The organism is Oceanicella actignis (assembly GCF_900111545.1).
Taxonomy (GTDB): domain Bacteria; phylum Pseudomonadota; class Alphaproteobacteria; order Rhodobacterales; family Rhodobacteraceae; genus Oceanicella; species Oceanicella actignis.
In genome coordinates this window covers 536,781-558,057 of sequence record NZ_FOHL01000002.1, presented here as the reverse complement: position 1 = coordinate 558,057, position 21,277 = coordinate 536,781, and the positions used below count along the sequence as shown (strand labels likewise).

Here is a 21,277-nt window from a genome sequence, read left to right as displayed (position 1 = left end):
GATGTCGAGCGCGATCAGCTCGGCCGCCGCGCGCGCCTGCGCCCGCGTCTCGGCCACCACCGCCGCCACCGGGTCGCCCACATGGCGCACCTTGCCCTGCGCCAGCACCGGGTGCGGCGGCTCCTTCATCGGCTGGCCGTGCTTGTCCGTCACCTGCCAGCCGCAGGGCAGCCCGCCCACATCCTTGAAGTCCTCGCCCGTGAACACCCGCAGCACCCCCGGCGCCGCCGCCGCCGCCGAAACGTCGATCGAACGGATGCGCCCATGCGCCACCGGCGAGCGCAGGAAATGCACATAGGCCTGCCGCGGCAGGTTTATGTCGTCCACATACTTGCCGTTCCCCGTCAGGAACCGCACGTCCTCGCGCCGCTTCGACGCGGCCCCGATCCCGAAATCCTTCGGCATTCGCTCGTCCTCCCTTGCGGGCCGCGCTCGGCGCCCGCCCATCTTCCCGCCCGCGGCCGCGCCGCGGGCCCCGGGCGGCGCCGCGCGCCGCCCCGCCTTCCCCGCCGGGCCCCTCCGCGGCCCGGCCGCCGCCTCACTCGGCCGCCGCGGGCGCCGCGCGCAGCTCCTCGGCCGCCGCCAGAATCGCCTTCACGATGTTGTGATACCCCGTGCAGCGGCAGATGTTCCCCTCCAGATACGCCCGAACCTCCGCCTCGCTCGGCGACGGGTTCTCGCGCAACAGCGCCGCCGCGCTCATCACCATCCCCGGCGTGCAGAACCCGCACTGAAGCCCGTGATGCTCCTGGAACGCCCGCTGGATAACCCCAAGCGAGCCGTCCGGCGCCGCCATCCCCTCGATCGTCGTCACCTCCGCCCCCTGCGCCTCGAGCGCAAGCATCGTGCACGACTTCACCGCAGAACCGTTCACATGCACCACGCACGCCCCGCATTGCGACGTGTCGCACCCCACATGCGTCCCCGTCAGCGAAAGTCCCTCGCGAAGAAACTCCACCAGAAGCGTCCGGTCCTCCACCTCGCCCGCAACCGCGCGCCCGTTCACCCGCATCGATACGATCGTCATGCGTTCCGTCTCCCTGTTCCCTGCCGCGCGACGGCTCAGCCGGTGATGCGGCTCAGCCAGCTCTTCTTCTTCGGCGCGTCGCCCTCGGCCGCGCCCTCGGCGGCTTCGGCCTCGGCTTCGGCCTGCGCATCGGGGCCCTCGACGACCTCCTTGAAGCGGGTGAAGAACTGATCGGCCATCTTCTTGGCGAAGCCGTCGATCAGCCGCGAGCCCAGCTGCGCCAGCTTGCCGCCGACGCTTGCCTCGACCTCGTAGGTGAGCTCGGTTCCCTCCTCGACGTCGCTCAGGCGCACATTGGCCGCGCCCTTGGCGAAGCCGGCCGCGCCGCCCTTGCCTTCGCCCGAGATGCGGTAGCTTTCGCCCTCGACCACGTCCGACAGCTGCACCGCGCCCTTGAAGGTGGCCTTCACCGGGCCGACCTTCTGCGTGACGGTGGCCTCGAATCCCTCTTCGGGGCTGCCGGTCAGCTCCTGGCAGCCGGGGATGCACTGGCGCAGCACCTCGGGATCGTTGAGCGCGGCCCAGACCTGGGCGCGGGGGGCCTTGATGATGCGGGAGCCTTTGAGTTCCATGCGCGTCTTTCCTTGCAAGTGCGCCGCGGCGCGGCCATGAGCGGCCGGCGCGGGCGGGGATCAGCCGTGATCGGCGCGCGGCATGGCCGCACGCTCATAGGCGGGATAAAGGTGAACGACCGAGCGCGCGAACTCGTCCGGCTGCACGCCCATGGCCGCGAATTCGGGCGGCAGCGGCGCGGCCATGAGCTCGGGCATCGAGAGCCCGCGCTCGGCGCCGTCGCGCAGCGCGCCGTCGAGCCAGTCGAGATAGGCGCGCGTCTGGCGCAGCGCGCGGCCTTCGGGGTCGATCGGGCCATGGCCCGGCAGCGTCGCCGCGGCGTCGAGCGCGGCCAGCTGCTCGATGCTGCGCCGCCAGGCGTCGAGATCGGCGTCTGGCGTGGTCGGCGCGCGGTCGAGAAAGGCGAGGTCTCCGGCGATCAGCGTGCCCGTGCGCCGGTCGAGCAGCGCCAGATCGGCCGGCGTGTGCCCCGACAGGGCCAGCGCCAGGAAGGGGCGGCCGCCCAGCGCGACCTCGCCCGGCTCGACGACCGCGTTGGGCGGCGTGGCTTCGGAGCCCCGCATCCAGTCGCCCAGCAGGCGATACATGTTGTCGGCGTAGGAGTCGCCATGCAGGGCGATCTGGCGCTGCGTTTCGGCCAGCGCCAGCACGGGCAGGTCGGCGAAGGCCTGCGCGCCCATGAAGTGGTCCGGGTGCTGATGCGTGACGAGGGCGGCGAAGACGGGCCTGCCCGTGGCGCGCAGCGCGGCGGCGCGCAGCTCTTCGCCGTAACGCAGCGAGGGGCCGAGATCGACGGCCAGGACGCCCTCGTCGGTCTCGATCAGGGCGCAGTTGACGATGGCGCCGCCGTTCTCGGCCGAGAAGTATTCGCGCCGGCCCTCGATCATCCAGATGCCGGCGGCGACCTGGCGCGGCTCGAGCGCATAGGCGCGCCGCGCTTCGGCCCAGAGCGGCGCCGCGCCGCCCAGCGCGCCCGCCGCGAGGCCCGCCGCGCCAAGGGCCGCCGCCCCGCGCAGCGCCTGGCGGCGCGACAACGCAGCCGGGGCGGCGGGGGCGGCGGCGGCGTCGGGCCCGCCGCGCGCCGGCCGGGGGGCGGCGCGGCGCGGCGCGCATCGGGGGCGGCGCGGGCTCATTGGCCCACCGCCGCGCGCAGCTCGGCGCGGATCTCGTTGCCGTTGTTGTCGCGCCCCTCCAGCAGCGCGGCTTCGCGGATCGCGCCCGGGGGCCAGAACAGGGTGAATGCGGGGTCTTCCTCGACCGGCTCGTGCAGCTCGATGCGCGCGGGCGCGGCGCCGCCGTCGGGGGCGACGGTCAGGGTCTCGATGAAGAAGGCGGGGATGCCGTCAGCAAGGCCCGTGTCCATGGGATGGTCGACGACGAAGCGCACGCGTCCGCTGTCGGGCCAGACGCGCCCGCGCACCTGGCCCAGCCGGTCGGCCCAGTCGTCGGTGGCGTAGGCGGCGGCGGGCGCGGTGCAGCCGCCGCCGGCGGCGTCCACATAGGCGCCGCCCACATGCCATGCGCCGTCTGCGGTGCGGGCGGCCGCGCGCACGGGCGTGGCCTGGTCGATCTTGAAGCGCAGAGCGATGCGCGGCTCGGCCCCGCCGGGGCGGTAGGTGAGGATGTGCGGGATCGGGCCGTAATCGACGCTGACCACGATCATCTCGACATCGCCCAGCGCGCGCGCGTCGACCAGCACGGGAACGTGAAAGCTGTCCTCGGCCGAGGCGGGGGCCAGCACGCGCACGCGATCGTCGAAGGCGATGCGGTCGGGATCGCCCAGCAGCATCATCTGGTGGTAGTCCCACATGCCGCTGGCGAAGGGATCGTCCAGCTTGACGCGGGGCGCGTCGAGCGCGCGCGCGGGCGCGGCGGCCGTCAGCGCGGCCAGGGCGGCCAGCGCGGCCAGCGCGGCGGGGGCGCGGGTGCGGGGTGCGGGCGTCATGGCGTCTCTCCTTCTCCGGCTCGGGTCCGGGGGGCGCGTCACCAGACAGGCGGCGCGTAGGTCAGGCCGCGCCGCGCGAAGATGGCGGCGACGCGCCCGTCCTCGACCGCGGCGCGCACGGCGTCGTTCACGGCGTAGCCCAGCGCGCGGTAGGTGTGGCGCACCGCGACCCCCAGCGGCCAGGAGGGGCGCGCCAGCCCCGGCAGGGGCGGCGCGTGCACGGCCATGCCCTCGGTCAGCGCCGCCTCGAGCTGGCCGCGCGGCCCCATCACGGCGGGCACCTCGCCGGCGGCCATGGCGGCCATGGCGGCGGCCGTGCTGGGGTAGTGGCGCACGTTCTGTTGCAGGGCGCCGCGCGCCGCGCCCAGAAGGTAGAGGTCCGCGATCGAGTCGGTCTCGACCCCCACCGTGGCGTAGCGGAAATAGGCCGGGGTGGGCTTCTCGTTCGGCTCAAAGGCGTCGCGCCGCCAGGCGATGGCCAGCGTCTCGGTCATGTAGAGCCCCGTGATCACGGCCAGATCGTTGCGCAGCGCGAATTCGCGGTCGTAGGGCACGTGCATCAGCACGTTGACCACCTTGCGCTCGATCACGTCGCCCTTCCAGACGTGGTTGCGCAGGTCGTCGTCCACGGTCTCGTCGGCGCCGACGAGGCGAAAGCGCGGCTCGACGTCCAGCGCCCGGGCGATCAGGCGCCCGATCTCGACGTCCACGCCCTCGGCGCGGCCGTCCTGCTCGTAGGACCACGGGGGGAAGGCGTCATAGACGCCGATCTCGATCCAGCCGCGCTCGACGATCTGGTCGAGCGATTGCCCGACCACGTCGCGCCCGGCGTTCTGCGGCCTGTCGCGGCCCGCGGCCGGCGCGCCCAGCCCCGCGCCCAGCCCCGCGCCAAGCGCCGCCGCCGCGCCCAGCACGAAGCGCCGCCGCCCGTCCCTCGGTCCGTTCCGCGCGGCCATGCCGTTCCTCTTGCGCCCGTCGCTCATGCGCGCATTCTCCGTCCGCGGGGCGGGCCGGTCAATGGCGCCTTGGTCGCCCCGGCCCGCGCGCGCCTCAATGCGAGGCGGAAAGGCCGATGGTCAGCTGCTCGGCGGCTTTGTGCGCGCCCGCCGCCCCCTCGGCCAGGGCCAGCGCCGCCTCGCGCGCGGGCGAGTCGGCGTATTCGGCGCCCGACAGGGTGGGGATCTGCTCGGCGATGGCCTCGAGCTCGGCGCGCAGCTGCGCGGCGCGCGCGTCGTCCACGCCGGCGGCCAGCTCGTCGCGGATCTGCCTTAGGCGCTCGGCATGCGGCTCGAGCGCCTCGTTGTCGGGGCGCGTCTCGATATAGGTGCGGATCGCCCAGGCCGCCTTCTGGCCCAGCAGCTCGCCGAAGGCGGGCATCTTGGTGATGCCGTTCTGGGTGTAGCCGTGGCGGAAGCGCTCGACGAACCACTCGTCGCCGTCGAAATCGGCGCTCAGATAGCGCAGGTCCGGCGCCAGCCCGCCCGACACCGCGCCCAGCCCGTGGCAGCGCGCGCAGTTCTGGTTGAAGCCCGAGGCGCCGATGCGCACGGCCTCTTCCAGCACCTCGCGGCCCATCGAGCGGTAGGGGTTCTCGTCCAGCCACTCCTCGCCCAGATCGGGCAGCGAGCCCGTCTCGACGGGTTGCGGAGCGACGTCGCCATGACCATGCGCGGCGGTGGCGGCGGCGGCGAGGACGAGGGCGAGCGCGGCGCGGGCCGCGGGGCGGCGGTGTGGCAAGGCTGATCCTCCCTGGATCTGGACCGCGCGGCGGTGGGCCGGCGGGGTCGGTTTCCGTTGCGTTCATCTAGGGGCGCCGGCCATGGTTGCGCCATTGAACTTTGGTTGCGGCGCGGGCGCGGCGGCGCCGTTCTTTCGTCGTATCGCCCCCACGCGCGAAGGCGCGCAAGATGCCCCCACGCGCGAGGTGCGCAGGGCGATGGCCGCGCGCGCAGGCGCGCGACATGATCGCCGCGCGCCGGCGCGCGCTTGACGAAGCGGCGCCGCGGGCAAGGTGGACGAGGGGCGCGCGTGCGCCCCCGATGTCGAGGGCGGAGGAAGGATGACGAGCTGGATCGGGGCGAAGACGCGCGGGGCCGCCCGGCTGCTGCTGGGCGCCGCGCTGGCGCTGGGGGCGGCGCGCGCGCCGGCGGCGCAGGACGCCGAGGCGTTCGAGATCGTCTATCTGGAACGCGCGCCCGCGCCCAGGCCGGTCTTGTCGAATCTCGACCCGCGCCCCGCGGATCTGGGCCTGGCGGGGGCGCGGCTGGGGGTGGCCGACAACGCGGCGATGGGGCGCTTTCTGGGCCAGAGCTGGCGGCTGAGCGAATTCGTCGTCCCGCCCGAGGGCGACTTCGCCGCCGCCGCCCGCGCGGCGCTGGCGCGCGGCGCGCCGGTGATCGCGAACGCCCCGGCCGAGGATCTGCTCGCCCTCGCGGACATGCCCGAGGCGGCGGGGGCGCTGATCTTCAACGCCGCCGCGCGCGAGGACGCGCTGCGCCGCGGGGCCTGCCGTGCCAACGTGCTGCACACGATCCCCAGCCGCGCCATGCTGGCCGACGCGCTGGCCCAGTTCCTGGTGCGCAAGCGCTGGACGCGCTGGTTCGTGATCGAGGGCCGCGGCGCGCGGGACCGCGCCTTCGCCGACGCCATGGCGCGCGCGGCGGCCAAGTTCGGCGCCCGCATCGTCGAGCGGCGCGAATGGCCGCTGGACGCGGACATCCGCCGCACCGCCTCGTCCGAGGCGCCGCTGCTGACCCAGGCGCCCGAGCACGACGTGCTGATCCTGGCCGACGAGGCCGACGACTGGGACCGCTACATCCCCTACAACACCTTCAGCCCGCGCCCGGTCGCCGGCACCGAGGGCATGGAGCCCGTCGCCTGGTCGCGCCCGGTCGAGGCCTGGGGCGCGGCGCAGCTGCAGTCGCGCTTTCGCGATCTGGCCGGGCGGGACATGACCTCGGAGGACTACGCCGCCTGGGCGGCGGCGCGCGCGGTGGGCGAGGCGGTCACGCGCCTGGCCGCGGGGCGCGATCCGCACGATCCGCGGGCGCTGCGCGCGCATCTTCTGTCGGGCGCCTTCGAGATGGGCGGCTTCAAGGGCCGCAAGCTCAGCTTCCGCCCGTGGAACGGCCAGCTGCGCCAGCCGATTCCGCTGACGCATCCGCGCGCGCTGGTCGCGCAGGCGCCGATCGAGGGGTTCCTGCACCGCGTCACCGAGCTCGACACGCTCGGCTACGATCAACCCGAGGCCGGCTGCGCGGCCTTCGAAGACAAGGGAGAATGACCTCATGAGCATCCGCGCGCGCATTGCGTCGCTGCTTGTCGCCCTGGCGCCGCTGACGGCGCTTGCGCCCGCCGGCGCGCAAGGCGCCGAGATCTGGGTGACGAACGAGAAGGACGACGCGATCTCGGTCATCGACGTCGAGTCGCTGTCGGTCACGCGCACCGTCCCCGTGGGCGAGCGCCCGCGCGGCGTCACCTTCTCGCGCGACTACTCCAGGCTGTATGTCTGCGCCTCGGATTCCGACGCGGTGCAGGTCATCGACCCCGAGACGGGCGCCTTGCTGCACAACCTGCCCTCGGGCGAGGACCCCGAGCAGTTCATCCTGCACCCCGACGACCGGCGCCTTTACATCGCCAACGAGGACGACGCCGTGGCCACCGTCGTGGACACCGCCGCGCGCACGGTGCTGGCGCAGATCGACGTCGGGGTCGAGCCCGAGGGCATGGCGGTCAGCCCCGACGGCAAGGTGGTGATCGTCACCTCGGAAACCTCGTCCATGGCGCACTGGATCGACGCGGACACGCACCGGATCTTCGCCAACACGCTGGTCGATCAGCGCCCGCGCCACGCCGAGTTCACCCATGACGGCAAGCAGCTCTGGGTCTCGTCCGAGATCGGCGGCACGATCAGCGTGTTCGACGCCGCCACCCAGGCGCTTCTGGGCAAGATCGGATTCGAGATCCGCGGCGTGAACCCCGACCTCATCCAGCCGGTGGGCTTCAAGATCACCTCGGACGATTCGCTGGCCTTCGTCGCGCTGGGCCCGGCGAACCACGTCGCGGTGGTGGACGTGCCGGGCCGCAAGGTGCTGGACTACATCCTGGTCGGGCGCCGCCCCTGGCACATGGCGATGACGCCCGACGACAAGCTGCTTTTCGTCACCAACGGCGTGTCGGGCGACGTGACGGTGATCGACGTCGCCGCGCGCGAGGCCGTCAAGACGATCAAGGTCGGCCGCTATCCCTGGGGCGCGGCCTGGCGGCCCTGAGCGGCGGGGCCGGCCCGCGCGGCGGCGGCTCCGGGGCCCCCGCGGCGGGCGGTTGCGATCGAGGCTCGCGCCCGCTTTGCGCGCTTGCGGCATCGCATCGCGGGCGCGGCGCGCCCCCCGGATCGCGGCGCCCCGATCGCGGCCCCGAAGCGCGCCATTGACCGCGGCGCGCGGGCGGTGGAACCTGACGGCGCGCGCCGCGGCGGACGCTGCGCGCCAGGCGAAAGGAGCAGGGCATGAGCGATCGCGAACCCCGGGACAGGGTCGAGCGCTGGGTTGATCTCGATGCGGACGCGCAGAGGGTGTGGGCCGAGGTGGGCGGCTTCGGCGCCATCGCCGACTGGCACCCGCTGGTCGAGAGCTGCGAGCTGGTCGAGCTGGACGGCGACCTGCACCGGCATCTGCGCCTGGCGGACGGGGCGCTGATGCTCGAGCGGCTGGTCGAGCAGGGGCCTCATCATTACCGCTACGAGATCGTCGAGGGGCCGCTGCCGGTCGAGGACTACCTGTCCACCTTCACCGTCTTCGCCCGCGGCAAGGGCTGCCGGGTCTTCTGGTCGGCCAGCTTCGAGCCGGCGATTCCCGACGCCGAGGAGGCCGACCGCGTGGTCGCGGCCGTCTACGAGGCGGGTCTTGCGGCCATCAGGGACCGGTTCTCGGCGTGAGCGGGGCGCGCATGGGCGCGGGCGAGGGGGCTCTGGCCGCCGGGCTGGCCGGGGGGCTGAGCGTGCAGGGGGTCAGCTTCGCCTATGGCGCGCGCGAGGCGCTGCGCGACGTCGGCTTCTCGGTCGCGCCGGGGCGCTTTTGCGCGCTGCTGGGGCCGAACGGGGCGGGCAAGTCGACGCTCTTCGCGCTGCTCACGGGGCTGGCGACGCCGGCGCGCGGGCGCATCGTTGCGGCGGGGGCCGACCTTGGCCGCGCGCCGCGCGCGGCGCTGGCGCGCATGGGCGTGGTGTTCCAGCAGCCGGCCATCGATCTGGATCTGAGCGTGCGGCGCAACATGCGCTATTTCGCGGCGCTGCATGGCCTGTCGGGGCGCGAGGCCGACCGGCGCATCGACGCGGCGCTCGAACGGCTGGGCATGCGCGAGCGCGCGCATGAGAAGGCCCGCGCGCTCAATGGCGGGCACCGCCGGCGCATGGAGATCGCGCGCGCGCTGGTGCACGATCCGTCGCTGCTGCTGCTGGACGAGCCGACCGCGGGGCTGGACGCGCGCGCGCGCGCGGCGCTGGTGGCGCATGTGCACGACCTGGCCGAGGACGGGGTGTGCGTGCTGTGGGCCACGCATCTGACGGACGAGGTGCGCGCCTCGGACGACGTGGTGATCCTGCATCGCGGGCGCGTGGCGGCGGCGGGCCGCGCGGACGAGATCTGCGCCGGGCGTCCGCTGGCCGAGACCTTCGCCGCGCTGGCCCCGGCCGAGGAGGCGGCATGAGCGCCGGATCCGCGCCCAAATCCGCCCCCGAGTCCGCCCCCGAATCCGCGCCCGGCCTGCGCGTTCCCGGCGCCCCGGGGGCGGGGCGCGCGCGCCCGGCGCCGCGCCTTGGCGCGCGGGCGCATCTGGCGGCGCTGCGCGCCATCGTCGCGCGCGAGGCGCTGCGCTTTCTGACCCAGCGCGCGCGCTTCTTCGCCGCGCTGGTGCGGCCGCTGGTGTGGCTGCTGGTGTTCGCGGCGGGGTTCCGCGCGGCGCTGGGACTGTCGATCACGCCGCCATATCAGACCTACGTCACCTACGAGGTCTACATCGTGCCGGGGCTTGCGGCGATGATCCAGCTGTTCAACGGCATGCAGTCGTCGCTGTCGCTGGTGCATGACCGCGAGACGGGGTCCATGCGGCTGCTGCTGACCAGCCCGCTGCCGCGCTGGTGGCTGCTGTCGTGCAAGCTGGCGGCGGGCTGCGCGGTGTCGCTGCTGCAGGTCTACGTCTTCCTGGCGGCGGCGGCGCTGTGGGGCGTGCGCGCGCCGCTCGAGGGCTATGCGCTGGCGTTGCCGGCGCTGATGCTGACGGGGCTGATGCTGGGGGCGATGGGGCTGGCGCTGTCCTCGACCATCACGCAGCTCGAGAATTTCGCGGGAGTGATGAACTTCGTCATCTTTCCCACCTTCTTCCTGTCCACGGCGCTTTATCCGCTGTGGAAGATGCAGGAAAGCTCGCCGCTGCTGGGGCGGATCTGCGAGCTCAATCCCTTCACCCATGCGGTCGAGCTGGTGCGCTTCGCGCTCTATGGGCAGATGAACTGGGCGGCGGCGGGCTGGACGGGGCTGGCGCTGGCGGCGTTCTGGGCGCTGGCGATGGTCGGCTACGACCCGGCGCGCGGGCTGATGCGCCGCCGGGCGCGCTGAGGGCGGCGCGCGGCATCGTGATCGGGTTTGAGCGCGCGGGCGCGGCGCGATGTGGCAGCCTGACGGCGATCCAGCGCCAGGGAGCCGAACCATGCCCCGACATCTCCGCCTTGCCTTGACGATCGCCCTTGTCTCGCCCGTCGCCTTTCCCGGCGCCGCGCCGGCCGGCGCGGCCGGGACCGCGTCCGCGCGCCCCCTCGCCGCCGCGTCGGCGCCGGGCGGGGCGGGCGGCCAGGGGATGACGGGGCATGTTTCCGCGCCCTCGCGGGGTCAGGCCGGTCCCGCCGGGGCCGTCCATGACCACGCGGCCCATGGCCATGCGGGCCAAGGCCGCGCCGCCCACCACGACCGGGTCGCCGACGGACACGCCGCCGACGGACACGCCGCCCATGACCACGCCGCCCACGGCCACGCAGCCATGGGCGCCCAGGCGGCGGCGTTCGCGCCGCCGCGCGCGCCGCGGGGCGGGCGGATGATCGAGGTCGCGGGCGAAGTCATCGACAGCTGGTGCTATCTTTCGGGCGTGATGGGCGGCCCCGAGGCGGTGACCGGCTCGGCGCATCACGCCTGCGCGCTGTGGTGCGCGGCGGGCGGCATTCCGGTCGCGCTGCTGGCCGATGACGGCGCCGTGCACATGGTGCTCAAATGGGAGGGCGACGACCATGTCGCGGGCGGCGAGATGATCATGGACGCGCAGTCGCGCCGGGTGCGCGCGCGGGGGCTGTCCTTCGCGCGCGACGGGGTGCGCTGGCTGCTGGTCGAGCGCGTGCTGACCGATGAGGGCGTGGTGCGCCGCTCGCACGAGGAATACGGCGTCGTTCCGGCCTTCGCCATTCCCGAGCCCGCCGCGCAGGGAGAGGACCGATGAGCCCCGCCGCGCGCCGGGTGCGCGCGCCGCGGGTTTGGGCGGGTCAGGGGGCCGCGCGCCGCTGCGCCGCCCGCGCGCGGCGCGCGCTGGCCGCGGCGGTGGCGCTGAGCTGCGCGGCGGCGCAGGGCGCGGCGCAGGAGGGCCGGTTCGCCGCCGGCTCGCAGGCCGCCTCATGGGGGCTGGCCGGCGAGGAGAAGGCGCGCTTCGAGGCCCGCGTGACCGACATATTGTGCGAGCTGACGGGCGACTGCCCGCCCGATTGCGGCGGCGGGCGGCGGCAGCTGGGCCTTGTGCGCGCGGCCGACGGCGCGCTGATCGCGGCGGCCAAGAACGCGCAGCCGGTCTTTTCGGGCGCGGTCGCGGATCTTGCGCCTTATTGCGGGCAGGTGATCGAGGTGGACGGGCTGATGGTCGGCGCCGATCCGCGCGATCCGACGCGGGTCTTCATGGTGCAGCGCATCCGCGCGCCCGGCGCGGCCGAGTTCGCGCCCGCCAACCGCTTCACCCGCGCCTGGGACGAGGCCCATCCCGATCTGGCCCGCCTGCCGGGGCCGTGGTTCCGCAAGGATCCGCGCATCCTCTCGCGGATCGCGCGCGACGGCTGGCTCGGGCTGGGCCCCGCGGCGGACGCCGACTTCCTCGCCCGCTGGTTCGAGTAGCCCGCCCTTCCGCCAGATGAAACTTTCGTTCGCGGGGTGAGCAATTCGGGCGAAAGCAAGGCATTATTTCCTTCCGGGCGTGCGCGCCGCGCCGCGTCCGCATGAACGTCAGGGAGGATGACATGATCGAGAACGGCAAGACCACCCGCCGCCGCGCGCTGGCCGCGCTGGCCGGGGCGGGGGCGGGCGCGCTGGCGGCGCCGGCCATCGCCACCGCCGCCGGCCAGACCACGACCTGGAAGGTGCAGACCTCGTGGCCCGGCGGCGTGGGGCTCAAGATCTTCAAGGACTGGTGCGCCACCATCGTCGAGAAGACCGGCGGCGAGCTGGCCTTCCAGCCCTTCGGCGCGAACGACGTGGTGGGCGACTTCCAGCTGTTCGACGCCGTCAAGAACGGGGTGCTCGACGCGGTCAACCCCTTCACCATCTATGCGCAGGGAATCATCCCCGCGGCCACGTTCCTGACCTCGTATCCGCTGGGGCTGCGCAACCCGCACGAGTTCGACGTGTTCTATTACGGACTCGGCGGGCTCGACATCGCGCGCGAGCTCTACGCCGCGCAGGGCATGCACTTCGTCGGGCCGATCCATCACGGGCCGAACATCATTCACTCGAAGGTGCCGATCCGCTCGATCGACGACTTCCGCGGCCGCAAGATGCGTCTGCCCGGCGGCATGGTGGCCGAGGTGTTCAAGGAGATCGGCGCCGAGACCACGGTTCTGCCCGGCTCCGAGATCTTCCCCGCGCTCGAGAAGGGCACGATCGACGTCGCCGATTATGTCGGGCCGGCGGTCAACTACGCGCTCGGCTTCAGCCAGGTGACCAAATACATCTCGATGGGCCCGCCGGGATTCATGTCGCTCTACCAGCCGGTCGACCTCATGGACCTGACCGTGGGCATGCGCAGCTGGGAGGCGCTGAGCCCGCAGATGAAGCAGTTCGTCGAGATGGAGGTGCACGAGTATTCCGACCTGCACCACGCCGCCATCCAGAAAGCGGACCAGGACGCGTGGAAGAAGTTCGAGGCCGACGGCGTCGAGATCACGCGTCTGAGCCAGGACGACGTCGAGCTGATGACCGAGGTCGCCGTGCCGATCTGGTTCAAATACGCCAACCGCGACCGCGATTCGGCGCGGATCTTCAAGATCCAGCTCGACTACATGATGTCGGGCTCGCTGGGCTATGTGACGCCCGAGATGGTCAAGGGCCTCGAGCTCAAGCTCTGACCGCGTCGCGGCGGGCGCCCCGTGCGTCCGCCGCGCCTTCTTGCGCCGATCCACCGCCAACTCTTCAGGAAGGAGGGGCTTGATGCCCGCTCTGGATTTCACCCTGCCGCACTGGGCCTATCTGCTGGGGCTGATCCTGTTTCCGGCCGCGGCCATGGTCCTGGCCCGCCGCCCGCGTCCCAGGGCGCGGCGCCATTCGCTGTTCCTGGGCTACCTGATCCTCGTCCTTGGCGGGATCATGGGGCTGCACAGGCTGTATCTGAAGAACTTGTGGGGCCTGGCCTACGCGCCCTTCTTCATCTTCATCCTCTACGCCAACGGCATGGCGACGGATGCGCGTTCGGACTATTCCGACGCGGCCGACCTGGTCCGCCAGGCCGAGCGCGTCATCGCCCAGGAAGAGCCGCGCGTCGCCCAGGCGCGCGAAGAGCTGGACCGCCTGCGCGCCGCCGTCGCCGAGACCGAGGAGGACAGCTTCGCCCGCAAGCGCGCCGAGAAGAACCTTCAACGCGCCCTCGACCGCATCGAGCGCGGCGAGGCGCGGCTGGAGCAGGCGCGCGCCGACCTTGAAGCCGCCCGCCCGCGCGAGGCCGAGGCCGCCGAGCGGCGCGCCTTCTGGAACGCGGCGGCGGGCTGGGCGCTGCGCGCGATCCTGCTGTTCATGCTGATCGACGCCGTGCTGATGCCCTGGATGGTGCGCCGCGCCGACGCGGCCATCGTGCCGGACGCGCCGCTGAGCGAGGCCGAGCGCAAGCTGGCCGAGATCGAGGAGGCCGAGCGCCGCCGCGACGAGGACCACGTCTCGGACGGGTGGACGGGCTGGATCGACCGGCTGTCGCTCTATTCGGGCGAGTTCGTGGCCTACTGGGCGGTGATCGCGGTGGTGGTCTACTACTACGAGGTCATCTCGCGCTATGTGTTCAACTCGCCGACCAGCTGGGCGCACGAGTCCATGTATCTGATGTTCGGCATGCAGTATCTGGTCTCGGGCGCCTATGCGATGCTGACCGACAGCCATGTGCGGGTCGACGTCTTCTACGCCCGCCTGCCCCCGCGCGGAAAGGCGCTGGTGGATCTTCTGACCTCGGTCTTCTTCTTCATCTTCGCGGGCACGCTGCTGGTCACCTCGTGGATCTTCGCGATGGACTCGATCGCCGTGTCCACGGGCAACGGCCTCGTGTCGCAATGGGCGCGCGGCGAGCTGGGCCTGGGAGAGATGCTGGCGCGCTTCGATCTGGGGCAGCTGACCGACCCGGCGATCCGCTGGGGCGAGATTTCGTTCAACGAGTGGGAGATTCCCCTTTGGCCGATGAAGTGGATGATGGTCGCGGGCGGCGCGCTGCTGCTGCTGCAGGGCGTGTCGAAATTCGCGCAGGATCTGCGCGTCCTGGTGCGGGGAGGCTGAGCCATGGGGCTTGAGATTTCGATCGAGTGGCTGACCCTGATCATGTTCGGCAGCCTTCTCGTGCTGCTCATGGCGGGTCTGCCGCTGGCCTTCGTCACCGGCGGGCTGGCCTGCGCCTTCCTCTTCATCCTGGGCGACGCGCGGGCGCTCAACATCGTGCCCAGCCGCATCTTCCCGCTGATGACGAACTACCAGCTGTCGGCGATTCCGCTCTTCATCTTCATGGCGGCGATGCTGGAGCGGGCGGGCATCATCAACGACATGTTCGACGTCATCTACAAGGTGCTGGGCGGGGTGAAGGGGGGGCTGGCCTCGGCCACCATCCTGGCCTCGACCATCCTTGCGGCGATGGTGGGCGTGATCGGCGCGGCGGTGGTGACCATGGGCATCATCGCCCTGCCGGCCATGCTGCGCCGGGGCTACGATCCCAAGATCGCCATGGGCTCGATCATGGCCGGCGGCACGCTGGGCATCCTGATCCCGCCCTCGATCCTGGCGATCATCTACGCGGTGGTGGCCGAGCAGTCGGTGGGCGAGCTGTTCATCGGCGCGGTCATCCCGGGTCTGATGCTGTCGGGGCTCTACATCCTCTACGTCACTGCGCGCTGCTACGCCAATCCGCGCCTGGGGCCGCCGATCCCGGTCGAGGAGCGCATTCCCCTGCGCGCCAAGATCCGCCTCATCGGCAAGATGTCGGCCCCCATCGCGCTGATCGTCATCGTGCTGGGCGTGATCTTCACCGGCGTCGCGACGCCGGTCGAGGCGGCGGGCATCGGCACCTTCGGCGCCTTCATCGTCGCCGCCATCCACCGCAAGCTGGACTGGCCGACCGTGCGCGAGGCCTGCCTGACCACGCTCAAGGCCTCGGCCATGGTCATCTGGATCATGTTCGGCGCCACGATCTTCGTCGGGCTCTACGTGCTCGAGGGCGGGCAGCAATTCGTGCAGAACGCCCTGGCGGCGACCGGGCTGGGCCCGTGGGGGGTGCTGCTGACGATGCAGGCGGTGCTCATCATCCTGGGCATGTTCCTGGACTGGGTGGGCATCCTGCTTTTGTGCGTGCCGATCTTCGTGCCCATCATCAAGGCGCTGGGGCCGGCGGCCTTCGGCATGGCCGATCCCGACGACCTGGTGCTGTGGTTCGGGGTGCTCTACCTGGTCAACATGCAGATGAGCTTCCTGTCGCCGCCCTTCGGCTACGCGCTGTTCTACCTGCGCGGCGTGGCCCCGGCCGAGATCCCGATGAGCGACATCTTCCGCTCGGCGCTGCCCTTCCTGTTCCTGCAGGCATGCGGGCTGGCGCTGTGCATGGTCTTCCCGAGCATCGTCATCTGGCTGCCAAGGCTGGTCTATGGCTGAGCCCGCGCGGCGCGCCCCGAGGCGGGCGCGCCGCATCCGCGCTTGCCCCGCGGGGCGCGCGGGCTATCATGCCCGCGCAGCACGGAGCGCCGCATGAGTTTCTCGATAAGGCAGAAGCGCATCCTCGAGATCGCGCACAAGGTCGGTCACGTCACCGTCGAGGGTCTGGCCGAGGAGTTCGACGTCTCGCCCCAGACGATCCGGCGCGACCTGAATGAGCTGTGCGAGCAGGCGGCGCTGATGCGCACCCATGGCGGGGCGGTGGTGGCCTCGGGGGTGGCGAACATCGGCTACGACCAGCGCCGCGTGCACATGCAGGCCGAGAAGGAGGCGCTGGCGGCGCTGTGCGCGGCCGACATTCCCGACGGCTGCTCGCTGTTCATCAACATCGGCACCACCACGGAGGCGGTGGCGCGCGCGCTGCTCAAGCATCGCGAGCTGATGGCCATCACCAACAACATGAACGTGGCCATGACCCTGGCCCGCAACCCCGATTGCGAGGTGGTGGTGGCCGGCGGCGTGCTGCGCCGCTCGGACAACGGGCTGGTGGGCGAGGCCACGACCGACTTCATCCGCCAGTTCAAGGTCGACATCGCCATCATCGGCGCCTCGGCGGTGGACATGGACGGTACGCTTCTGGACTTCGACTATCGCGAGGTGCGCGTGGCGCAGGCCATCATCCAGAACGCGCGGCGCGTGTTCCTGGTGGCGGACGGGTCCAAGTTCGAGCGCTCGGCGCCGGTGCGCATCGCCTCGCTGACGGATCTGGACGCGCTTTACACCGACCGCCAGCCGCCCGCCCCGATCCGCCGCCTGTGCGCCGAGCACGACATCGCCCTGCGCGTGCCCGCCTGAGCGCATGCCTGAGCGCACGGCGGCCCCTTTCCAGCGATTGAGACCCTGCGAGGCCGCATGAAGACCATCCGCGAACCCGCGCGCGACATTCCCGTGATCCACGAGACCGAAGTGCTGGTGGTCGGTTCGGGCCCCGGCGGGCTGGCGGCGGCGCTGGCCGCCGCGCGCGCCGGCGCGCGGACGGCGCTGGTCGAGCGCTTCGGCTGCTTCGGCGGCAACCTGACCGCGGTCGGGGTCGAGGGTTTCGCCTGGTATCGGCACGAGCGCACGCAGGACAGCGAAGGCATCGGCCGCGAGTTCGAAGAGCGCGCCCGCGCCGCCGGCGCCGGCACGCCCGAGCCGCAGTCGCAAAGCTGGGCCATCGACGCCGAGGGCTTCAAGGTCGTCGCCGACCGCATGGTGCAGGAGGCGGGCGTGCATCCCATGCTGCACCGCGCCTTCGCCGCGCCGATCATGGAGGGCGACGCGATCGTGGGCGCCATCGTCGAATCCAAGGCCGGGCGCGAGGCGATCCTGGCGCGCCGGGTGATCGACGCGACGGGCGATGCGGACGTGGCCCACCGCGCCGGCGCCCCCACGCGCAAGACCGCGCGCGAGCGCATGCAGGCGGCGTCGGTCATGTTCTCGATGACGGGGGTGGACAAGCGCGCCTTTCTCGAGGCCGTCAAGGCCGAGGCGCCCACCTACAAGGACTGGGAAAGCGGCGAGTGGACGGTCGAGACCGACGGCAAGGAGGATGCGATGTTCTCGCCCTTCCTGCGCAAGCCCTTCGAGAAGGCCATGGCCGAGGGGCTGATCGATCCGGGCCTTCAGACCATCGCCGGCACCTGGGGCGCGGCCTATGACACGGGCGACCTGACCTATCTGAACCTGGTTCACCTGGCCGGCTGCGACGGCACGGACCCCGACGACCTGACCCGGTTCGAGATGGAGGGGCGGCGCCAGGCGATGCTGGCGGTCGAGGCGCTGCGCCGCCATCAGCCCGGCTGCGAGCGCGCCCGGCTGCGCAATTTCGGCATGACCATCGGCATCCGCGACACGCGCAAGATCCTGGCCGTGCACGACATGACCGGCGCCGAGGTGCGCGGCCAGGCGCGGTTCGAGGATTCGATCGGCATCTTTCCCGAATTCATCGACGGCTACGGCATCCTGATCCTGCCGACGACGGGGCGCTATTTCCAGCTGCCCTACCGCACGCTGCTGCCGCGCCGGATCGAGAACCTTCTGGTCGCGGGCCGCGCCACCGGCGGCGACGAGGTCAGCCACGCCGCGACGCGCAACATGATGTGCTGCACGGTGACGGGGCAGGGGGCGGGCGTCGCGGCGGCGCTGTCGGCGCGCAGCGGCCGCAGCCTGCGTGAGCTGGACGTCGGCGCCCTTCAGGCCGAGCTGCGCCGGCAGGGGGTGCGGCTGTGCTAGCGACGCCCTTTGCGATCATGGCCGCGGCGGCGCTGCTCGAGATCGCGGGCTGCTACGCGGTCTGGGTGTGGTGGCGGCTGGGCGGCTCGGCGCTGTGGCTGGCGCCTGGGCTGGTTTCGCTTGCCGGCTTCGCGTGGCTTCTTGCGCTGGGGCCGGCGCAATTCGCGGGGCGGGCCTATGCGGCCTATGGCGGCGTCTATGTGACCGCTTCGCTGCTCTGGCTGTGGGCGGTCGAGGGGCAGCGGCCCGCGCCGGCCGATCTGGCGGGCGCGGCGCTGTGCCTGGCGGGCGCGGCGACGATTCTGGCCGCCGCCCGCTGAGCGCACCGCCGCCGGCCGCCCCCTGGGCGGGCGATGCCCTGGGCCGACCCCTGCGCGCAGAATGACGCCCTCGGCCGTCGGCGGCGCGCCCGCCGCCGTACTCGGCAGGCGACCCGGGCCGGGGCGCCCCTTGGGCGGGCGATGCGGCCAGCCGTCCTTTTGCTGGAGGCGCCGCCGAGCACTCGCTTGCGGGCGATGCCCTGGACCGACCGTGCCGCGGGGGATGGCGTCGTCGTCCGCCGCCGCGCGGGGGCCGCGCCGTGCGGGCGGCGCCGCCGAGAGGCCGCCCTGCGGGGGGCGCCCCCGGCCCAGCCCGCCGGCGATGCGGCCGGCCGCCCCTTGCTTCGGCGATGCCGCCGGGCGCCCCCGGCGCGGTCGCGTCGGCCCTGCGCCGCGCGCGCCATGCCGCGGCCGGCCCGCCGAGGCGCCGCCGGGCCGTCGGCGAGGTTTAGCGCCCCACCGAGACGTAGCGCAGCCCCGCGCGCTCGGCTTCGGCCGGGTCGTAGACGTTGCGCAGATCGGCGAAGCCGTCGCCCTTCATCACGCCGCGCAGCCGCGCCAGGTCCAGCGCGCGGAACTGGTTCCACTCGGTGATCAGCACCGCCGCGTCGGCGTCGCGCGCGGCCTCGTAGGGGTCCTCGACCCATTCGACGCCGGGCAGCAGGGCCTCGCCCTCCTTGCGGCCGGCGGGATCGCAGACCGCCACGCGCGCGCCCTGGCCGATCAGCGCGGGCACGATGGTCAGCGCGGGGCTTTCGCGCATGTCGTCGGTGTTGGGCTTGAAGGTCACGCCGAAGACCGCGATCTTGCGCCCGTTCACCGAGCCGCCGCACAGATCGATCACCTTCTCGGCCATGCGGCGCTTGCGCGCGTCGTTGACCGCGATCACCGTCTCGACGATGCGCATGGGCGCGGCGTGCTCCTGCCCGGTGCGGGCCAGCGCCATGGTGTCCTTGGGAAAGCACGAGCCGCCATAGCCCGGCCCCGCATGCAGGAACTTGGGCCCGATGCGCCCGTCCAGCCCCATGCCCTTGGCGACCTCCTTCACATTGGCGCCGACCTTCTCGCACAGATCCGCAACCTCGTTGATGAAGGTGATCTTGGTGGCGAGAAAGGCGTTCGAGGCGTATTTGATCATCTCGGCCGACTCGAGCGAGGTGAACATCACCGGCGCCTCGCGCAGGCTCAGCGGGCGGTAGATCTCGCGCAGGACCTCGCGCGCGCGGTCGGTCTCGGCGCCGACCACCACGCGGTCGGGGCGCATGAAATCCTCGATCGCCGCGCCCTCGCGCAGGAATTCGGGGTTCGAGGCGACCTCGAAGCCGATCTTGCGGCCCGTCTCGTCAAGACGCGCGCGGATGGTCTGCGCGACCATGCGGTTCGTGCCCACCGGGACGGTGGACTTGGTCACCACCACCGTGCCGTCGTCCATCACGTCGGCCAGCTCGCGCGCGGCGGCGAAGACGTAGCTCAGATCCGCATGCCCGTCGCCGCGCCGGGTGGGCGTGCCCACGGCGATGAACACCGCCTGCGCGCCGGCCGCCGCCTCGGCCAGATCGCCGGTGAAGGACAGGCGCCCGGCCTCGACGTTGCGGCGCATCAGATCCTCGAGCCCGGGCTCGTAGATGGGCGTGCGGCCCGTGCGCAGCGTGTCGATCTTGGCCGGATCCTTGTCGACGCACACCACATCGTGCCCGAAATCCGAAAAGCAAACCCCCGAGACCAGACCGACATAGCCCGTCCCGATCATCGCGATGCGCATGCCCGCGCCTCCTTGTCCCGCAATTGCGTCGTCCAAATCCCGCGGCCCGGCCGCGCCGGCGGGGGTATCAGGTTCAGGCGGCTTTCTCCAGCCCCGGAAGGTTCAGCGCGCGCACCAGGTCGCGCACCTCCTGGCGGGCGGCGACGTGGCTGAGCGAGAAGGTGAAGCCCTGCTCCTTGAGGTCGAGCAGCGTCAGCCCGTTCAGGAACATCTCGCGAAAGATCACGCGCTCGGAAAAGCCGGGCACGATGCGAAAGCCGATGCGCCGCGAGAGCTCGGCCATGGCCTCGCCGACCTTGTGCTTGTTGCGCGCGTGCAGCGTCGAGACGCGGTTGCGCAGCACCACCCAGTCGGCGGGCCTGAGGCCGGCGCGCGCGCGCAGCTGGCGCGCCTTCCAGACCATTTCCGAATAGATCGACGGCCCCAGCACGCGCCCGCTTTCGGGATCGACCCGCGCCAGCAGGTCGAAGTCCACGAGGCTGTCGTTGATGGGGGTGATGAGCGTGTCCGCCGCCGCATGGGCCATCTGGCTGTAGAAGCTGTCCGAGCCGGGGCAGTCGATCAAGATGAAGTCGCACTCGCGCTCGAGCTCGGCGATGGCCTCGGAGAATCGCGCCTCTTCCTCCTCCTGCGCGGCGATGCGGTCGCGCAGGTCGGAGGCGGCCAGCGCGATGCGCCGCGGCAGCGCAAGCTGCTGGCCCGTGCGGCGGGCGAAGGCCTCGCGGTTCTCGAGGTAGCGGAAGAAGGTCCTCTGCCGCAGGTCCAGATCGAGCGCCCCGACCCGCATGCCCGCGCGCGCCAGAGCGACGAAGATGTGCATGGCGGTGGTGGACTTGCCCGAGCCGCCCTTCTCGTTGCCGGTCACGATGATGTGCGCCACGCGCCGACCTCATGTCACGAATGCGAAAGCGCGCCCCGAAGCGGAGCGCGCCTGCAAGCTAGCGAATCCCCGCGGCGGGGGGAAGATCAGAAGCCGAGGCCCTCGTACTTCTTCTTGAACTTCGACACCCGGCCGCCGGCGTCCATCAGGCGCTGCCCGCCGCCGGTCCAGGCGGGGTGCGAGCTGGGATCGATGTCGAGCGCCAGCACGTCGCCTTCCTTGCCGTAGGTCGAGCGCATCTTGACGATGGTGCCGTCGGTCATCTTGACGTCGATGAAGTGATAGTCGGGGTGGATGTCTTTTTTCATGACGTTGCGACCGGCGCCCGCCGGCCTCCTCTGTTGCGTCGGGACTGACCGCCGCGC

Annotated in this window: 22 protein-coding genes and 1 pseudogene; 13 read left to right on the top strand and 10 right to left on the bottom strand. The window is 72.2% G+C overall.

The annotated features are described in order from the left end of the window. The 7 genes and pseudogenes from BMW67_RS05265 to pedF form a co-directional block, all read right to left on the bottom strand. Nucleotides 1-405: pseudogene (locus tag BMW67_RS05265) on the bottom strand (xanthine dehydrogenase family protein molybdopterin-binding subunit); the annotation flags it as partial. Between the two features lie 133 nt (nt 406-538). Further along, entirely contained in the window at nt 539-1,027 is a 489-nt protein-coding gene (locus BMW67_RS05260) for a (2Fe-2S)-binding protein (protein ID WP_072745628.1), read from the bottom strand. Nucleotides 1,028-1,062: 35 nt separating this feature from the next. After that, nucleotides 1,063-1,599, bottom strand: a complete 537-nt coding sequence (locus tag BMW67_RS05255; RefSeq protein WP_072745629.1) for an SRPBCC family protein — start codon at nt 1,597-1,599, stop codon at nt 1,063-1,065. 60 nt (nt 1,600-1,659) lie between these two features. Continuing rightward, entirely contained in the window at nt 1,660-2,733 is a 1,074-nt protein-coding gene (locus BMW67_RS05250; RefSeq protein ID WP_083581045.1) for a quinoprotein relay system zinc metallohydrolase 1, read from the bottom strand. After that, entirely contained in the window at nt 2,730-3,545 is an 816-nt protein-coding gene (locus BMW67_RS05245; protein ID WP_072745630.1) for a quinoprotein dehydrogenase-associated SoxYZ-like carrier, read from the bottom strand. The genes BMW67_RS05250 and BMW67_RS05245 overlap by 4 nt, the downstream gene beginning before the upstream one ends. Before the next feature lie 38 nt (nt 3,546-3,583). Then, nucleotides 3,584-4,528, bottom strand: a complete 945-nt coding sequence (locus tag BMW67_RS05240; RefSeq protein ID WP_245728456.1) for a substrate-binding periplasmic protein — start codon at nt 4,526-4,528, stop codon at nt 3,584-3,586. 67 nt (nt 4,529-4,595) lie between these two features. Further along, entirely contained in the window at nt 4,596-5,282 is a 687-nt protein-coding gene (gene pedF / locus BMW67_RS05235; RefSeq protein ID WP_072745631.1) for a cytochrome c-550 PedF, read from the bottom strand. Between the two features lie 322 nt (nt 5,283-5,604). Here pedF and BMW67_RS05230 point away from each other — a divergent pair, with 322 nt between their 5' ends. The 13 genes from BMW67_RS05230 to BMW67_RS05170 all read left to right on the top strand — a co-directional run bounded on the left by BMW67_RS05230 (nt 5,605) and on the right by BMW67_RS05170 (nt 18,270). Continuing rightward, nucleotides 5,605-6,828, top strand: coding sequence for an ABC transporter substrate-binding protein (locus BMW67_RS05230; RefSeq protein WP_072745632.1), 1,224 nt, complete (start codon nt 5,605-5,607; stop codon nt 6,826-6,828). 4 nt (nt 6,829-6,832) lie between these two features. Then, nucleotides 6,833-7,816: a YVTN family beta-propeller repeat protein gene (locus BMW67_RS05225; RefSeq protein ID WP_072745633.1), complete on the top strand. Its 984-nt coding sequence runs from the start codon at nt 6,833-6,835 to the stop codon at nt 7,814-7,816. 236 nt (nt 7,817-8,052) lie between these two features. Continuing rightward, on the top strand, nt 8,053-8,481 hold the full coding sequence (locus tag BMW67_RS05220; RefSeq protein ID WP_072745634.1) for an SRPBCC family protein: 429 nt from the start codon (nt 8,053-8,055) through the stop codon (nt 8,479-8,481). A gap of 11 nt (nt 8,482-8,492) precedes the next feature. Further along, nucleotides 8,493-9,251 carry an ABC transporter ATP-binding protein gene (locus BMW67_RS05215; protein WP_072745635.1) on the top strand — a complete coding sequence of 253 codons (759 nt, stop codon included), beginning with the start codon at nt 8,493-8,495 and terminating at the stop codon, nt 9,249-9,251. After that, nucleotides 9,248-10,159: an ABC transporter permease gene (locus BMW67_RS05210; protein WP_083581046.1), complete on the top strand. Its 912-nt coding sequence runs from the start codon at nt 9,248-9,250 to the stop codon at nt 10,157-10,159. The genes BMW67_RS05215 and BMW67_RS05210 overlap by 4 nt, the downstream gene beginning before the upstream one ends. Nucleotides 10,160-10,250: 91 nt before the next feature. Continuing rightward, a complete protein-coding gene (locus tag BMW67_RS15815; RefSeq protein ID WP_218139749.1) occupies nt 10,251-11,027 on the top strand; it encodes a hypothetical protein in 777 nt (258 codons plus the stop codon). After that, complete coding sequence (locus tag BMW67_RS05200) at nt 11,024-11,686, top strand: hypothetical protein (protein ID WP_245728455.1); 663 nt, start codon at nt 11,024-11,026, stop codon at nt 11,684-11,686. The genes BMW67_RS15815 and BMW67_RS05200 overlap by 4 nt, the downstream gene beginning before the upstream one ends. A gap of 122 nt (nt 11,687-11,808) precedes the next feature. Further along, a complete protein-coding gene (dctP, locus tag BMW67_RS05195) occupies nt 11,809-12,912 on the top strand; it encodes a TRAP transporter substrate-binding protein DctP (protein WP_072745636.1) in 1,104 nt (367 codons plus the stop codon). An 82-nt stretch (nt 12,913-12,994) separates the two neighbouring features. Further along, entirely contained in the window at nt 12,995-14,317 is a 1,323-nt protein-coding gene (locus BMW67_RS05190; RefSeq protein WP_072745637.1) for a TRAP transporter small permease subunit, read from the top strand. Between the two features lie 3 nt (nt 14,318-14,320). After that, nucleotides 14,321-15,676: a TRAP transporter large permease gene (locus BMW67_RS05185; RefSeq protein ID WP_072745638.1), complete on the top strand. Its 1,356-nt coding sequence runs from the start codon at nt 14,321-14,323 to the stop codon at nt 15,674-15,676. Between the two features lie 93 nt (nt 15,677-15,769). After that, nucleotides 15,770-16,531 carry a DeoR/GlpR family DNA-binding transcription regulator gene (locus BMW67_RS05180; RefSeq protein ID WP_072745639.1) on the top strand — a complete coding sequence of 254 codons (762 nt, stop codon included), beginning with the start codon at nt 15,770-15,772 and terminating at the stop codon, nt 16,529-16,531. Nucleotides 16,532-16,588: 57 nt separating this feature from the next. Beyond that, nucleotides 16,589-17,950 (top strand): FAD-dependent oxidoreductase, encoded by a 1,362-nt coding sequence (locus tag BMW67_RS05175; protein ID WP_072745640.1) that lies wholly within the window; start codon nt 16,589-16,591, stop codon nt 17,948-17,950. Nucleotides 17,951-17,967: 17 nt separating this feature from the next. After that, the gene (locus BMW67_RS05170; protein WP_072745641.1) at nt 17,968-18,270 is read left to right on the top strand and encodes a YnfA family protein; all 303 of its coding nucleotides are present in this window, start codon (nt 17,968-17,970) and stop codon (nt 18,268-18,270) included. Nucleotides 18,271-18,718: 448 nt separating this feature from the next. Here the strand turns inward: BMW67_RS05170 and BMW67_RS05165 are convergent, their stop codons facing one another. From BMW67_RS05165 to rpmE, 3 genes are all read right to left on the bottom strand, one after another. Beyond that, nucleotides 18,719-20,032 carry a UDP-glucose dehydrogenase family protein gene (locus BMW67_RS05165; RefSeq protein ID WP_072745642.1) on the bottom strand — a complete coding sequence of 438 codons (1,314 nt, stop codon included), beginning with the start codon at nt 20,030-20,032 and terminating at the stop codon, nt 18,719-18,721. A gap of 73 nt (nt 20,033-20,105) precedes the next feature. After that, entirely contained in the window at nt 20,106-20,912 is an 807-nt protein-coding gene (locus tag BMW67_RS05160) for a division plane positioning ATPase MipZ (RefSeq protein WP_072745643.1), read from the bottom strand. A gap of 86 nt (nt 20,913-20,998) precedes the next feature. Beyond that, nucleotides 20,999-21,220: a 50S ribosomal protein L31 gene (gene rpmE / locus BMW67_RS05155; RefSeq protein ID WP_072745644.1), complete on the bottom strand. Its 222-nt coding sequence runs from the start codon at nt 21,218-21,220 to the stop codon at nt 20,999-21,001. Between the last annotated feature and the right edge of the window lie 57 nt (nt 21,221-21,277).